Raw genomic sequence first — 15,950 nt, 5'->3', positions numbered from 1 at the left:
CAAATATAAGTATTTGAAGAGCTGCTATTTATAAAAAATGAAAATGGTATAGAGAAAAGGGAAAATAAGCATTAAAAACATGTTTGTTTTTCCTTTTTCTATGCTTGTCAATTTACTTATGACTATCTATAATTGATGTGACAGCCAGGTTCATATGAATTAAATCCTTAAGGAGTGGAAATACATGTCATTAACAGCAGGAATTGTTGGTTTGCCAAACGTAGGTAAATCAACATTATTTAATGCGATTACGCAAGCTGGAGCAGAATCAGCAAATTATCCATTCTGCACAATTGATCCTAACGTAGGTATTGTAGAAGTACCTGATGAGCGATTAAATAAATTAACAGAAGTAGTAAAGCCAAAAAAAACAATCCCAACTGCATTTGAATTTACAGATATAGCAGGAATTGTAAAAGGTGCTAGTAAGGGCGAAGGTTTAGGAAATCAGTTTCTATCTCATATTCGTCAAGTAGATGCTATTTGTCATGTGGTACGTTGCTTCGATGATGAAAATATTACACATGTTTCAGGGCAAGTAGATCCTATTGATGATGCTGAAGTAATAAATTTAGAATTAAATTTAGCAGACCTAGAGGCTGTTAATAAGCGTATTGATCGAGTTCAAAAATTAGTGAGACAACGTGATGAAGCAGCAATTGCTGAACATGATGTATTAATAAGAATTAAAGAAGGCTTAGAAAATGATACACCTGCTCGTGCTTTAGAATATAAAGATGAAGAGAAGAAAATTGTTAAACAACTTCATTTATTAACAAGTAAGCCTGTATTATATGTAGCAAATGTTGGAGAAGATGATATTGCTAATCCAGAGGACAATGAAAATGTACAAAAGCTAAAAGAATTTGCAGTGAAAGAAAATGCAGAGGTTGTAGTAATTTGTGCAAATATAGAAGCTGAAATTTCTGAATTAGATCAAGAAGAAAAAGCCATGTTTCTAGAAGAGTTAGGAATCAATGAATCGGGTCTTGATAAGCTTATTAAAGCAGCTTATAGCTTGTTAGGTTTAGGAACGTATTTTACTGCTGGAGAAAAAGAAGTACGTGCATGGACGTTCCGCAATGGAATGAAAGCTCCTCAAGCAGCAGGAATTATTCATACTGACTTTGAAAGAGGATTTATTCGAGCTGAAACAGTTTCATATGATGATCTGATGGCAGCTGGTTCAATGGGACAAGCTAAAGAGAATGGAAAAGTTCGGTCAGAAGGGAAAGAATATATTGTAAAAGATGGAGATATCATTCTTTTCCGATTCAACGTATAGAACATATGTTCTATATAAATTAACTAAGTGAGGAATTTCATAGTTTGAGTTGTGTTATGGTAGTTTTCATGATATAATTTGGCATTGTGAGTAATTATTAACTATTAACAATTACTCCTTGCTCCTAAATAAATTAGGGGCCGCTAAGACCAAAAGGAGGTGTAACGGATGAGAAAATACGAAATTATGTACATCATCCGCCCAAATATCGAAGAAGAGGCTCAAAAAGCTCTAATTGAACGTTTTAATAGCGTTTTAACAGATAATGGCGCGGAGATTGAAAAAGTAGAAGAAAAAGGTAAAAAGAGGCTTGCTTACGAAATCGAAGACCATCGCGATGGTTACTATGTATTAGTTAACTTTGCAAGTGGAGAAGAAGCAATCAATGAATTCGAACGTCAAGCTAAGTATTCAGAAGATATTATTCGTCATATCGCAGTTCGCGTAGAAGACTAATTATAAGGAGAGGTTCTGATGTTAAATCGAGTTGTGCTTGTCGGTAGATTGACAAGAGATCCTGATTTACGCTATACGCCTAGTGGTGTAGCTGTAGCAAACTTCACGTTGGCAGTAAACCGACCTTTTACAAATCAACAAGGTAATCGAGATGCAGATTTTATTAACTGTGTCGTTTGGCGTAGGCCAGCAGAAAACCTTGCTAATTATATGAAAAAGGGAAATCTTGTTGGTGTAGATGGACGTCTACAATCTCGTAGTTATGAAGGACAAGATGGTAAAATGGTTTATATAACAGAGGTTGTCGCAGATAGCGTACAATTCCTTGAATCTAGAGGAGCAGGTGCTGTTTCAGGACAAGGTCAATCAGGATATCAGCCAAATCAAGACTATAACCAGAATCCATATCCAACTCAACCCTCACCAGTTAAATACGATGATGGTCCTTTCCAAAATGATGGTGGCCCAGTCGATATTTCTGACGATGATTTACCGTTTTAATTGAATGGAAGCCTGTTTATCAGGCTAATGGATAAATAGAAAATGAATTAGAAGGAGGATTTCACATGGCAGCTCGTCGCGGTCGTCCAAGACGTCGTAAAGTATGTTATTTCACTGCAAATGGCATTACACATATCGATTATAAAGATGTTGATTTATTAAAACGTTTCATTTCTGAGCGTGGAACAATTTTACCACGCCGTGTAACTGGAACTTCTGCTAAATATCAACGTAAATTAACTACAGCAATTAAACGTGCTCGTACAATGGCATTATTACCATATGTAAGTGAGTAAAAATATTAAGCTCCTAAGCCAATTTGGCTTGGGAGCTTATTTTTTTAGTAATAGCTATATTTAGCATAAGTGTAGAGCAGCTTGGTGAAGCAATCATAACAATCACAGTTATCTCATTTAAAGAATCTTCTCTGTCTCTACCGTTTAGTTTTCATAAAATCTAGTATAAATTCACTTATGTTATCCAGTGCCTCGTTGATCATCTTCTCTCCTAATTCATAGCTTCCTTTCTTCCCATCGCCAATATTACCGCTATTTGTAATTTCTTTAAACTGGTTAACAATACTGATATATGGCTTTTTACGGTACTTCATAGCGAAAGAGTCCATGTTCATATCTCCTGCTTGAATCTTATCTGTACGAACAATTTCTGGCGCTAAATACATACTTTCCGAAGTTTCACGCTCACAGGCATGCCCAAAATGCTCCGAATGCACCTCTTCTTTCGTTGTATTTACAGCTGCATTTATAAAATCACTTGATGCAATCTCTACATCATATTTGCGTGTCAAAATATTGGCTGAAACAGAGATCGTTGCACTATTTCCGCCATGTCCATTAATAAATAGAAATTTCTCGATGCCATGTTGCTTCAAGCTTGATACAATATCTTCTAAAATCGCCATTAATGTTTCTGGTCGCAGTGAAATAGTGCCTGGAAAATCCATGTGGTGTGGGGAAACACCGTATGTTACAGTTGGCGTTACGATGACATGCGGAAAGCATTTCTCAGCCAATAATTCACTAAATTTCTCAGATCGATATGAGTCGCACCCTTCCGCTATATGAGGACCATGTTGCTCCTGTGCCCCAATAGGTACGATCGCCACTTTTACATCCTTCAATGATTTCTCAACTTCAGGCCATGTCATTTTCGGTAAAATATAAGCTTTCATCTATACCATCCCTTTCAATTCTTAAATATCTACAATCTTCCTGTCTAATAAGTTGAAATATTAAGATATCTATGGTTGTCATTTTATAGAATCTCATTCTATTAGTCAATCACCCACAAAGCCTGTCACTGTTTATGATAATCCATTAAGAGTTCACTCACAGAGAAATGGTCATACTTTAATGTAAATGATATGGTTGTAGAAATAGGCAATTGCTGGATCTGATGATTCCTGTTTTAGCTAATATAATCGTGGAAGCCACTCCTCAAAAAGTTGTATTAGGTTTTAGTGATAATAAATATGTGAAATATGAGATTTCTATAGATAATCAATCATACAGTAGTTCTGATAATCACATCGTTATTGATGGATTAATGCCGGGAACAACCTATAAGGCACAGGTACAAGCCTATAAAGAAGGAAGTCTATATCCTTCTAATGCAGTTTAGTTTGGAATGGTAACAACAGAGGAATAACTAGAGAATATGTAAGGGTGTAAAAAACAAGCTTCTAAGCTAATTTTGCTTAGGAGCTTGTTTTTTAAGAATAAATTTGCTAAATAACGATTATAATTTGGATAATCCATCAATAGGAGTCTATATAAATTTTTCATTAAGAATAAATTACTTTTGTACTCGTTTTGGATAAATGGTAATCATTCTAACAAGCATAATGAGTATATAAATGATTGCTATCCAAAAGAAGTATGTCGGAATATCTAGGAAAAATGTTAAAATAGTGAAAAGAATAAGTGGAATAGTAGAAGTGAAAGCTGTCATTTTCCACAAAATCGCGAATCTTAATTTTCTTTTTAATAAATTAGCAATTCCAACTCCAGCGTATGCAACTAATGAGAGTAGCCCGAAAATAAAAACTGTCACAGGTAAATAGTAAAAAATAAAGAAGTAAATTAATAGAAAGAAAACATTCATATTCATATCTGATACGCTGTTTGCCTCTATTTGACTTACTAGTGAAGGAACGGATGCAAGTAGAATTAGAATAAACATATAAATTACAACGATATCCATACCTACTCGATTTAAGCGGAATAAAGCCTGTTTATTAGGTAATTTCAAACTTTCTAAGAACGTTTTTATAAAAATCATTTCATTCATCCTTCTATCATTTATCCTATCATTATAGTTTAAAAAGGAATAAGTGTATAATAATCATATGTGTATTTTTAGGTAAAAATAAGAAATAAGACTTTTTTCGTAACTTAGCTTTTAAACTATTTAGTTGAAAGTAAAAATATTACGAGATTAAAGGCTTTTCTTTTATAGCTAAAAAATAAACATTTTAGAAAAAGTCTCTCATGTAGTAAAATTTGATATTTATAAATCTGTATATCAATGAAGATTTAAAATGTAATAAATATATGAGACTTAAGTTAATTTACTAGAGGTGGACTAATGGATCAATCTAAAAAAATTTCTGAAGGTGCCATGCTAGCAGGAATATATATTATATTAATGATTTTATCTTTATTTATTCCAATGCTATTAATGGTAGCGATTTTTGTATTACCTGTACCTTTTATTATGTATGTAGCTAAACATAATTGGCAATCAGGGCTCATTATGCTTGTAGTGACAATGCTTATATCGTTTTTCATCCAGCCAGCAATAGCTATTCCACTTACTGCAATAGCTGGTATTAGTGGAATTATGGTAGGGGAAGCAATTCGGGGGCGTTTAAGCCCGTATGAAACTTGGGCAAGAGGAACAATAGGCTTTGTCATAGGATTTGTCCTTATGCTTTTATATAGCCAATTTGTTTTTCAAGTAAATATTATTGCAGAGTTTGAAACGATGATGCGGGAATCTGTACAGTTTAGCTCAGAAATAATGGAACAGGTTGGTATTAACACAGGTACAGAGGAGAATTTGGAATTAATTGATCGCTCGATTACACAAATGATGACACTTGTTCCAGTAGGGATTGCTATTTCAGCAATGTTTTCTGCATTTTTGTCTCAATGGATTAGCTATCGAATCATCAGTCGTATAGAAAGGAAACATTTACGTTTTCCGCCATTTCGTAAGCTACAATTTCCTTTAGCATTAATTTGGATTTATTTCCTCGGAATTATTATTACTCTGTTCATGGAGGATCCAAATACAAACTTCAACATGGTTATCAATAATGTCATGACATTTACAGGTTTATTATTAGTGCTACAAGGTTTATCTTTTCTGTTTTATTATGCGCATTATAAGCAAAAATCAAATGTATTACCAATTGTAGTCGTTGTTTTAACTGTGATTTTTCCAGTTCTTCTGCTTTATTTCGTTCGAATCTTAGGTATAATTGACTTAGGATTTAATCTACGAAAACGACTATCTAATGAGGATAAATAATAGAAACAGTGGGAGCTGAAGTTATATGCCCAATTCAAACAAAAGAGGATTTATGAATCGCCATGTATGGCTTGTCTATGTAATATCAGCCGTTTCAGTTGCTGCTGTTACATATTACCAATTGTGGCTAGGAATCATTATGGCAATCCTGCTGATTATTTCCTTTTTCTATAGCTTACAAATCGAGCAGAAACTATTTAAAAAACAACAGGATTATATTTTGTCTCTGTCTCATCGCATAGAGAAAGTAGCAGAGGTTGCACTTTTAAAAATGCCTATTGGGATTATTTTATATGATGAAAAGTTGAAAATTGAATGGACCAATCCGTATATGAATAAATTTGCGGAAGAGGACTCTTTAGTTGGCACACCATTACATCGTTTATCGGAAAAGTTAGATCAAATGATGCATGAAAATAAGACAGAGGGCTGGGTGCGCCTAGGAGATTATGAATTTGAGGTTACAATTAATTTAGAAGAGCACTTGCTTTATTTATTCGATCGTACAGAACAATATGCCTTACAAAAATCATATGAGGAAGATCAGACAGTAATGGCAATTATCTTCTTAGATAATTATGAGGAAATTACTCAAAATATGGACGATACAGTAAAAAGTATGTTAAACTCCAAAGTTACTTCTTTATTAAATAATTGGTCTAATGACTATGGAATTTATTTAAAGCGAACTTCTCAGGATCGCTTTTTAGCAGTTGCAACGAAAAAGATTTTGCAACAATTAGAAGGAACAAAGTTTGAGATTTTAGATAAAGTGCGTGAATTAGAAATTGAACATAAGTTAAAAAACCCAATTACTTTAAGTATTGGAGTAGGCTATGGTGATTTAGGTTTACAACCTATTGGTGAATTAGCTCAATCAGGTCTCGATTTAGCGCTTGGGCGCGGGGGTGACCAAGTAGTTATTAAAGATGATCAAGGAAAGGTTCGTTTCTATGGTGGAAAAACAAGTCCAATGGAAAAACGAACACGAGTACGAGCGCGAGTGATTTCCCATGCGTTAACGGAATTAGTAAGAGCTAGTGACAAGGTAATTATTATGGGGCATCGTTCTCCAGATATGGATTCACTGGGTTCTTCTATCGGTATTTTAAATATTGCTAGAGCTAATGATGTTCAAGGTTATATTGTATTTGATGAGGATGATAATATTACTGGGGTACAACGTATTATTGAGGCTTTGACAAAGGAAGAAAGCTTATGGCGACAATTTATTAGCTCTGAAGAAGCAGAAGACCTTATTACACCACGAAGCTTAATTGTTGTTGTAGATACACATAAACCATCTATGGTGGCTAGTGAAAGCCTGTTATATAAATCAGAGTATAAAGTGATTATTGATCATCATCGTCGAGGTGAAGATTTTATCGAAAATCCAACATTAGTATATATGGAACCATATGCATCTTCGACAGCAGAGCTCGTTACAGAGTTATTAGAGTATCAGCCGAGTAAGATAAAACTAAAAATGCTAGAAGCGACAGCATTATTAGCTGGAATTATTGTAGATACAAAGAGCTTCACATTGCGAACAGGCTCAAGAACTTTCGATGCCGCTTCTTACTTGCGTTCAAAAGGTGCAGATACTGTATTAGTTCAGCGCTTTATGAAGGAAGATTTAGATGTATATGTGAAACGTAGTAAACTAATTGAGAAAACATATTTTTATCGTGATTCTATCGCTATTACAAAATCAGATAGTGAAGAAATTTTTGATCAGGTTATTATTGCTCAAGCAGCAGATACCTTATTGACCATGAGTGGTGTTATTGCTTCTTTCGTAATTTCTCCACTTGCTTCAGGAAAAATAGGAGTGAGTGCTCGTTCATTAGGTGATGTCAATGTACAAATCATTATGGAGAAAATGAATGGTGGAGGGCATTTAACAAATGCAGCAACACAAATAAGTGATACAACAACGGAAGAAACAGAGGCGTTGTTAAAGGATTTATTAGATGAATATTTTGAGGGGAGAGATTAATCAATGAAGGTCATTTTATTACAGGACGTAAAAGGTAAAGGAAAAAAAGGTGACATTGTGGATGTGCCTGTTGGATATGCGAATAACTTTTTATTTAAAAATAAACTTGCGCACGAGGCAACTCCAGGAAACTTAAAGGCTGTAAAAGCACAAAAACGTAAGGCGGCTCAAGCTGAAGAAGCAGAAAAAGAAAAGGCAGAACAATTAAAAGTGAAGCTGGAAGATATTGTAGTTACCATTACTGCTAAAGCCGGTGAAGGCGGACGTTTATTTGGTTCTATTACAAGTAAACAAATTGCTGAAGAACTTAAAAAAGCAGAGGGCATTGATGTAGATCGTAGAAAAATTGACCTGGATCAACCAATTCGTGCTTTAGGGCATACAAATATTCCAGTTAAATTACATCCAGATGTATCTGGAACAATTAAAGTTCACGTAAAAGAAGCTTAAAGAGCTGGAATTATTTTCTTTGTAGGAGGGTAGGAAATGAGCCAAACATGGAATGAGCATGACCGGAGGCCACCACATAATATTGATGCAGAACAGGCTGTGCTTGGAGCCATATTTTTGGAACCAGAAGCATTTTCTACTGCTTCAGAAATATTATTTCCAGAGGATTTTTACAAAGCGGCTCACCAACGTATCTTTGAAGTAATGACAAGGCTTTCCGATCTAGGTGAGCCAATAGATATTATAACAGTGACAACAGAGCTAACAAATAAAAAGATATTAGAAGAAGCTGGTGGTGTATCCTACTTAACTGCTTTAGCAGAAAGTGTCCCAACAGCAGCAAATATTGCTTATTATAGTAAAATTGTTGAAGAAAAAGCATTGTTACGACGTTTAATTTCTACCGCAACTGGCATCGTCAATATGACGTATGGAATGGAAGATGCTGTAGAAGACGCTTTAAACGATGCTGAGAAGCAAATTCTTGAAGTTTCTAATCGAAGTAATGCAGGAGCATTTAAAGCGATTAAAGATGTGTTAATTGATGTTTATGATAATATAGAGAAATTACATCAAAATAATGGTGATGTAACAGGTGTGCCTACAGGGTTCAGAGACTTGGACCGGATAACCTCCGGGTTCCAGCGTAACGATTTGATTATTATTGCAGCTCGACCATCTGTAGGTAAGACAGCATTTGCGCTAAATATTGCGCAGAATGTTGCGACGAAGACGGATGAAAACGTTGCTATTTTCAGCTTGGAGATGGGGGCAGATCAACTTGTTTCACGTATGCTTTGTGCAGAGGGAAATATTGATGCACAACGCTTACGTACTGGTAAACTGGAAGCTGATGATTGGGGTAAGTTGACCATGGCAATGGGGTCTTTATCAGATGCTGGTATCTTTATTGATGATGCTCCTGGTATTCGTGTAAGTGATATTCGTTCAAAATGCCGTAGATTAAAGCAGGAGCACGGCCTTGGAATGATTATTATTGATTATTTACAACTTATACAAGGTAGTGGATCTTCTAGAGAAAATAGACAGCAGGAAGTATCTGAAATATCTCGTTCCTTAAAGGGTCTCGCTCGTGAATTAAATGTTCCACTTATTGCATTATCACAGCTTTCTCGTGGTGTGGAACAACGACAAGATAAGCGTCCAATGATGTCAGACCTTCGTGAATCAGGAAGTATCGAGCAAGATGCTGATATTGTAGGGTTTTTATATCGTGATGATTATTATAATGCAGAGACGGAAAAACAAAACATTATTGAAATTATCCTTTCTAAGCAACGTAATGGTCCAACAGGGACAGTAGAATTAGCCTTTCTTAAAGAATTTAATAAATTTGTTGATATCAATGATCGTTATGATACAAACGATATTCCACCTGAACCAATCCAAGTTTGATAAACCTTGAAAAGGAGATAATTCCCTTTTAAGGTTTATTTTTCTATAGAAGAGGTTGTTCAAAAAGTCTAATAAAAATGACACATCAAACAAAGGAACTTCGACTAAGTTCCGACACGCCCTGTGTCGAATATCGAAGTCATCACAAACACATGCAAGTCCGCTACTCAAAGCTGCGCTACCCTCGAACTTCCGACGCACACGACTACAGGATATACTAGTGCAGATGTTGCTTTCGTAACGTTGCGAACTTAACCGATGACGATCCTTTTTCTCAAACTTTTTGAACACGCATTAGAAGGACTGGAAATCGCTGTTTTTTCAGGGAATAGAATCCCCACTGTTAAAAAGTTCCAAGTAAAGACATTTCTATGAAAATGCGATAAAATGTACAAGAAGGCTATGCTTAATTATAGAGGTACCATTTAGAATATATTTTTGATATATGGAAAAATTTATTTTGATTTTAACAGCTAGATACTGTCTCTAATTAGAAGATGAGAGACATGAAATTTTGCAGATAAAGCCTCCAGCGTATTTCGTAGCTTTTTATGACTGTCTAATAGATTCGAGGAATTTTAAACATCATTACGCTGAGACATAATTGATTTACCGATAAAATAGAGAGGTGTGAAAGTTGATGAGTTCAAAAATTTTAGTAGTAGATGACGAACAACCAATTGCAGATATATTACAATTTAATTTAGAAAAAGAAGGTTATGAAGTTGTTGTAGCTTACGATGGGGAGGAAGCAATTCGTTTAGCAGAAAATGAACAGCCAGATTTAATCTTATTAGATATTATGTTACCGAAAAAAGATGGATATGAAGTTTGTCGTGAAGTACGTAAAACACAATCCATGCCAATTATTATGTTAACAGCAAAGGATTCAGAGATTGATAAAGTACTCGGTTTAGAATTAGGTGCAGATGATTATGTGACGAAGCCATTCAGTAATCGAGAATTAATCGCACGTGTAAAGGCAAATCTACGTAGACAGCAAGTTCCTGTTGAATCAACAAAGGAATCAAAAGATATTATCATTGAAAACCTTGTTATTCATCCAGATGCATATGCAGTTTCTCGTGATGGTGTGGAGATTGACCTAACACATCGCGAATACGAGCTACTACATTACTTAGCAAGACATATTGGTCAAGTGATGACACGTGAACACTTATTAGAAACTGTTTGGGGTTATGATTATTTTGGTGACGTTCGAACAGTCGATGTAACAGTAAGAAGATTGCGTGAAAAAATTGAAGAAAATCCAAGTAATCCAACATGGATTATTACACGCCGAGGTGTAGGTTATTATTTACGTAATCCTGAACAGGAGTAATTTTTATGAATAAAGTAGGTTTCTTTCGATCCATTCACTTAAAATTTATTATCATTTATATTTTATTACTCCTTGTTGCTATTCAAGTGATTGGGTCTTATTTTGCAAGGCAAATAGAAATTGAGTTAATGGATACCTTTGAGGAATCTATTAATAATCGCGTTGACTTATTGAACTATAACCTAGAACAGGCATTTAATAAACCGCGAACAGGCTCGGAAGAGGAGCAATCATTGGAAGAAGAAGTACAAAAAATTGTGACAGATATTGATACCACTTCCATTACAAATTTGCAGGTTATTAATAGTCAAAGTCGAGTTCTTGCGACAAATGATTTCTCAAGGCGTGATATTATTGGAAAAAGAACGACAGATAGTACGGTGAGAGATGCTCTGTTGTATGAGTTGCCGCGAGAGAATACGATGCTAGACACACAAACACAGAATAGGGTGTATGTAAAAGCACAGCCCATTTTTAATATAGAGGGTAATGTTGTAGGTGTTATTTATTTAGAAACATCTTTAGAAGGTGTTTATGGGCAAGTGCAGAAAATCAATAGTATCTTCTTACAAGGATCTATTTTAGCAATTGCTGTATCCGCATTTATCGGTATTTTAGTTGCACGAACCATTACAAAACCTATTATTGAGATGCGCCGACAAGCCCAGAAAATGGCACGGGGAGATTTCTCACAAAAGGTTAATGTGTATGGATCAGATGAAATTAGCCATTTAGCTGAAGCGTTTAATGATTTAAATGATAAATTAAAGCATTCCATTGCTTCAACAGAAAAAGAACAACAAAAGCTAAGCTCTGTATTAGCCAATATGAGTGAAGGTGTTATTGCGACAGATAAAGCTGGGGAAATTACATTGATGAATGAAGCGGCTGGGAAATTAATCGGGCGTAATCCGGGCATTATAAAAGGAGAATTTCTATTAGATTTCTTACAGCTAGAGGATCGTGTTGTTGATATTTCTGAATTACCGAAAACAGGATCCATGATCATTGATTTGAGTGAGGATGAGACATTTCTTATTCGCGCAAATTTCTCAACTATTTTTGATGATAATGATGAGATAACAGGATTTATTACCGTATTAAGTGATGTTACAGAGCAGGAAAAAATGGAAATGGAGCGTCGAGAATTTGTTTCTAATGTTTCTCATGAGCTTCGAACACCACTTACAACAATGCGTAGTTATGTAGAAGCATTATCAGATGGTGCCATTGATAATAAAGAGCTAGCACCAAAATTTTTAAAAGTAGCTCAGGATGAGACAGAGCGTATGATTCGTCTTGTAAATGATCTCCTGCAGCTGTCACGAATGGATAGTAAGGAATATGCACTGAATAGAAAGCGAACAGAATTTATTTCCTATTTTCACCATATTATCGACCGTTTTGAAATGAATATTACGGATAATATAACGATAGAGAGACAATTGCCAAAAGGAAAATTGTTTGTATGGATGGATGAGGATAAGATGACACAAATTCTTGATAATATTATCTCTAATGCAATTAAATATTCACCAGAAGGCGGCATGATAAGCTGTCGTGTCGAGAAGCTGGATAACCGTCAGCTATTAGTTAGTATAGAAGACCGTGGTTTAGGTATTCCATTTGAAATGCGCGATAAAATATTTGATCGCTTCTACCGAGTAGATCGTGCTAGAACGCGTAAGTTAGGCGGATCCGGTTTAGGGTTGGCAATCACGAAAGAGTTAGTAGAAGCACATTATGGAAAGATTTGGGTAGAAAGTATCGAAGGTAAAGGGACTACAATTCTCTTTACACTTCCGCTCATGAATCAGAAGCGGAGGGGTGAAAAGTGAAATTTGAAACGTTAAAAACAACGGTATTGATTATTTTAGTCATCACAAGTTTATTACTTACCTTTGGATTATGGAATTATCAGCCGAATGAAGACCTTCAAGTCACCACGAATACAAATTATTTAAATGAGGTTGATTTAGGAGGTAAGGAGGAAACGAAACGAAGTATTATTAAGCCAAGTTCTATTATTTTTCATTCGGAAGGTCAATATTATGGATTTAGTAATCCACTAGAGCAAGACTTATTATTCCAAGATATGCAAGAATGGGTTTTATCAGATTTTATTAGAGAAGATCAAAAAGGTGCTTTTGAAAACGACAATCAAGTGGAGGTTATCTTTCCCAATGAGATACCAGTAAGTGTGATACAAAGCCTTTTTGTCTTGAAGGAAAATGAGCAATTACCTGATTGGTCCTTCCGTCGTGCATATATTACATTTAATCAATCTTATTCGTCCTTGAATATATATTTTCCGTCTGTAGATGGAACGGAACAAGTGAAATTTACGATTAATAATGCTTCGATGTATACACAGCTATGGAATTTTGTTCAGACGAAACAAGAGCTTGTGTCATTTATTAAGTATGGTCCAAATAATCAACCTATATATATTCCAGAAGATTCTATTGAGATGACAATCCGTTCTTTAGCAATAGAAACAATTCCGCCTCCAAAGTTATTAGAGGCTCTATTTCCAAATCAATCATTAATCAGTTCAAATGTTGGTGAGGCATATTTTACAGATGGTCAACGAGGAATGCAGGTTCTGCAGAATGGACTAGGTATAGAATATATTAATCCCGTTCATTCAAATAAACGAAATAGGAATCCATTGGAATTAATTGATCTTAGTATTTTAGATGTGAATGATCATAAAGGATGGACAGATGATTTTCGTCTAGAGAATATTGATTTAACTGAAAATTTGATTCAATATCGCATGCATTATGATGGCTATCCAGTATACCATCGCTTAGGGCTAACAAGGATAGAGCAGCAGTGGCGCGATAATGAACGATTTCAATACATTCGTCCTCTATTTAAATTAAATAATTTATTAGGTAGTGACAATATTAAGCTGAAGTCAGGAGAAGATGTAATAAACGCATTATTAAATGAAGGTAACTATGATTTATCTTATGTAACAGATCTTGCGCTTGGTTATCGATTAAATTATTTAGATAGAGCGTCATATAGTGTAATTCTTTATCCTGCCTGGTTTATTAAGTACAGGGATGAATGGCAAGCAATGCGTTTTACAGATGTGGAAGAAATGGAAAGAGGAGGGGAATAGAGGATGCAATGGAGTCAGATAAAAACCTTATTTATCCTCACCTTCTTTATTCTAAATATTTTCTTATTTATTCAGTTCTATGAGAAAAAACAGCAGTCTAATCTTTCTATGTTAGAAAGAGAAGAATCAACGATTGAACAAATTTTAGAAGATGAAAATATTACCCTTGAGAACTTACCAACAGAGGAGCTAGATAAAGAACCATTTGTCTCTGTAAGACAGAAAAGCTTTACAGAAGACGATGAAAGGGAACTAGCAGGATTAGGAAAGCAACGCCCGTCATTAGTGACAAATACGTTTCTTGTTTCCTTTATGGATGACAAAATTAAAATTCCAGAGGATGCTTCTACCAGTGAGATAGAAGAGGTATTGGCTGATAAGCTTCTTTACGCAGAGGAATATCGTTTTTGGGACTGGAATGAAGAGCTAAATATATTAATGTTTTTCCAACAAATAAATGAACGTACTATTTTTTATAATCAAAGTGGAATGATTTTATTGTTCCTAAATGATAAAAATGAAGTAGAGTTTTTAACACAAACAATGCTAGGTGAAGCGGAATATAGACAGGATAAGAACCCCTTAATTGAACCATTGAAAGCAATTGAGGAGCTATATAATGCAAATGAGCTAACATCTGGTGATGAGATTACACAAGTAGAAATTGGGCTTCATTCTAGAGTTCCATTATCTGATGGAGTGCAAGTATTTGTTCCTGCTTGGAAAGTGTCTGTAAATGATGATAAGAGCTTCTTTGTTAATGCGATAGAAGGGCATATTTTTCCAAGTAATGAACTCGAATTTTTAGAGCAAGTTATTACTCAGGACGCAGATCGTGTCCGATCAACGATGTCAGAATCAAAGTTAAAAGAAGAAATTTTAGCAATGTTTGAGAAAAAGTTGGAGTTACTGAATTGGGGAGAATAAGAATGACACTACGTTTTAGCGTTTTAGCATCTGGAAGTACGGGAAATGCTTTCTTTATTGAATCAGAGAAAGAAAGGATTTTAGTGGATGTAGGTTTGAGTGGAAAAGAAATGGATCGTCTTTTTGGCGAGATTCAAGTAGATCCAAGCACATTAACACGAATTTTGGTGACACATGAACATAGTGATCATGTAAAAGGCTTAGGTATAATCGCAAGAAAATACCAATTGCCTATTTATGCAAATGAGAAAACATGGAAGGCGATGGAATCGGGACTCGGCAAGCTATCTGTGGAACAAAAGTTTTTGTTTGATGTAGAAGAGGAAAAAACATTTGGTGATATGGATGTACAGTCCTTTGGTGTCTCACATGATGCCGCAGAACCAATGTTTTATACTTTTCATCAAGGGGATAAAAAAGTAGCGTTAGTTACTGATCTAGGCTATGTTTCTGATCGTATTAAAAAAATTGTAGAAAATGCAGATGCGTACATATTTGAGGCGAATCATGATGTGAATATGTTGCGTATGGGACGTTATCCATGGAGTGTTAAACGTCGAATTCTAGGTGATTCTGGACATGTATCCAATGAGGATTGTGGATTAGCCTTATCTGACATTATTAGTAATCGTACAAAGCGTATTTATTTAGCACATTTAAGTCAAGATAATAATATGAAGGATCTTGCGCGCATGTCCGTTGGAGATATTCTTCGAGAACGAGGAATTGAAATTGACCTTTATGATACAGATCCTGTCACTTCAACAGCTTTATATGAAGTGGGTTAGTGAAAAATAACGAAGGGGATGGTGGTAATGAAAGATGATAATGAGCAGTTCCCAAAGAAGGACGGATATGTTCCGGAAGAGGATCATACTGGTGAGGA

At 35.1% G+C, this 15,950-nt stretch carries 16 protein-coding genes; 14 read left to right on the top strand and 2 right to left on the bottom strand.

Features of this window, described 5'->3' with window-relative positions; all coding sequences use genetic code 11:
• The first annotated feature begins 184 nt into the window (after positions 1-184).
• The 4 genes from ychF to rpsR all read left to right on the top strand — a co-directional run bounded on the left by ychF (position 185) and on the right by rpsR (position 2,538).
• Positions 185-1,285, top strand: coding sequence for a redox-regulated ATPase YchF (gene ychF / locus AB4Y30_RS17595; RefSeq protein ID WP_368653487.1), 1,101 nt, complete (start codon positions 185-187; stop codon positions 1,283-1,285).
• A 168-nt stretch (positions 1,286-1,453) separates the two neighbouring features.
• Positions 1,454-1,741, top strand: a complete 288-nt coding sequence (rpsF, locus tag AB4Y30_RS17590) for a 30S ribosomal protein S6 (protein ID WP_368653486.1) — start codon at positions 1,454-1,456, stop codon at positions 1,739-1,741.
• An 18-nt stretch (positions 1,742-1,759) separates the two neighbouring features.
• Positions 1,760-2,242, top strand: a complete 483-nt coding sequence (gene ssb / locus AB4Y30_RS17585; RefSeq protein WP_368653485.1) for a single-stranded DNA-binding protein — start codon at positions 1,760-1,762, stop codon at positions 2,240-2,242.
• Positions 2,243-2,307: 65 nt separating this feature from the next.
• A complete protein-coding gene (rpsR, locus tag AB4Y30_RS17580) occupies positions 2,308-2,538 on the top strand; it encodes a 30S ribosomal protein S18 (protein WP_368653484.1) in 231 nt (76 codons plus the stop codon).
• 137 nt (positions 2,539-2,675) lie between these two features.
• Here the strand turns inward: rpsR and AB4Y30_RS17575 are convergent, their stop codons facing one another.
• A complete protein-coding gene (locus AB4Y30_RS17575; protein ID WP_368653483.1) occupies positions 2,676-3,434 on the bottom strand; it encodes a creatininase family protein in 759 nt (252 codons plus the stop codon).
• 212 nt (positions 3,435-3,646) lie between these two features.
• On the opposite strand from AB4Y30_RS17575, the gene AB4Y30_RS17570 reads away from it, so the two are divergent.
• The gene (locus AB4Y30_RS17570; RefSeq protein ID WP_368653482.1) at positions 3,647-3,883 is read left to right on the top strand and encodes a fibronectin type III domain-containing protein; all 237 of its coding nucleotides are present in this window, start codon (positions 3,647-3,649) and stop codon (positions 3,881-3,883) included.
• A 174-nt stretch (positions 3,884-4,057) separates the two neighbouring features.
• On the opposite strand, the gene AB4Y30_RS17565 is transcribed toward AB4Y30_RS17570, so the two are convergent.
• Positions 4,058-4,543: a DUF1189 family protein gene (locus tag AB4Y30_RS17565; RefSeq protein ID WP_368653481.1), complete on the bottom strand. Its 486-nt coding sequence runs from the start codon at positions 4,541-4,543 to the stop codon at positions 4,058-4,060.
• Positions 4,544-4,849: 306 nt separating this feature from the next.
• Between AB4Y30_RS17565 and AB4Y30_RS17560 the strand changes: the two genes are divergently transcribed.
• The 9 genes from AB4Y30_RS17560 to AB4Y30_RS17520 all read left to right on the top strand — a co-directional run bounded on the left by AB4Y30_RS17560 (position 4,850) and on the right by AB4Y30_RS17520 (position 15,852).
• Positions 4,850-5,797, top strand: coding sequence for a YybS family protein (locus tag AB4Y30_RS17560; protein ID WP_368653480.1), 948 nt, complete (start codon positions 4,850-4,852; stop codon positions 5,795-5,797).
• Positions 5,798-5,822: 25 nt separating this feature from the next.
• Positions 5,823-7,796, top strand: a complete 1,974-nt coding sequence (locus AB4Y30_RS17555) for a DHH family phosphoesterase (RefSeq protein WP_368653479.1) — start codon at positions 5,823-5,825, stop codon at positions 7,794-7,796.
• A 3-nt stretch (positions 7,797-7,799) separates the two neighbouring features.
• Positions 7,800-8,246, top strand: coding sequence for a 50S ribosomal protein L9 (gene rplI, locus AB4Y30_RS17550; RefSeq protein WP_368653478.1), 447 nt, complete (start codon positions 7,800-7,802; stop codon positions 8,244-8,246).
• 36 nt (positions 8,247-8,282) lie between these two features.
• Positions 8,283-9,662, top strand: coding sequence for a replicative DNA helicase (gene dnaB / locus AB4Y30_RS17545; RefSeq protein WP_368653477.1), 1,380 nt, complete (start codon positions 8,283-8,285; stop codon positions 9,660-9,662).
• A 640-nt stretch (positions 9,663-10,302) separates the two neighbouring features.
• The gene (gene yycF / locus AB4Y30_RS17540; protein WP_368653476.1) at positions 10,303-11,004 is read left to right on the top strand and encodes a response regulator YycF; all 702 of its coding nucleotides are present in this window, start codon (positions 10,303-10,305) and stop codon (positions 11,002-11,004) included.
• 5 nt (positions 11,005-11,009) lie between these two features.
• On the top strand, positions 11,010-12,842 hold the full coding sequence (walK, locus tag AB4Y30_RS17535) for a cell wall metabolism sensor histidine kinase WalK (RefSeq protein ID WP_368653475.1): 1,833 nt from the start codon (positions 11,010-11,012) through the stop codon (positions 12,840-12,842).
• Positions 12,839-14,137, top strand: a complete 1,299-nt coding sequence (locus AB4Y30_RS17530) for a YycH family regulatory protein (RefSeq protein ID WP_368653474.1) — start codon at positions 12,839-12,841, stop codon at positions 14,135-14,137. Before walK ends, AB4Y30_RS17530 begins: the two co-directional genes overlap by 4 nt.
• A gap of 3 nt (positions 14,138-14,140) precedes the next feature.
• A complete protein-coding gene (locus tag AB4Y30_RS17525; RefSeq protein WP_368653473.1) occupies positions 14,141-15,064 on the top strand; it encodes a two-component system regulatory protein YycI in 924 nt (307 codons plus the stop codon).
• Positions 15,065-15,066: 2 nt separating this feature from the next.
• Positions 15,067-15,852: an MBL fold metallo-hydrolase gene (locus tag AB4Y30_RS17520; RefSeq protein WP_368653472.1), complete on the top strand. Its 786-nt coding sequence runs from the start codon at positions 15,067-15,069 to the stop codon at positions 15,850-15,852.
• Positions 15,853-15,950: the final 98 nt, after the last annotated feature.

This window comes from Ornithinibacillus sp. 4-3, from assembly GCF_040958695.1.
Taxonomy (GTDB): domain Bacteria; phylum Bacillota; class Bacilli; order Bacillales; family Amphibacillaceae; genus CALAMD01.
Note: the sequence above shows the minus strand (reverse complement) of the source record. Positions and strands in the feature narration are given on the sequence as shown.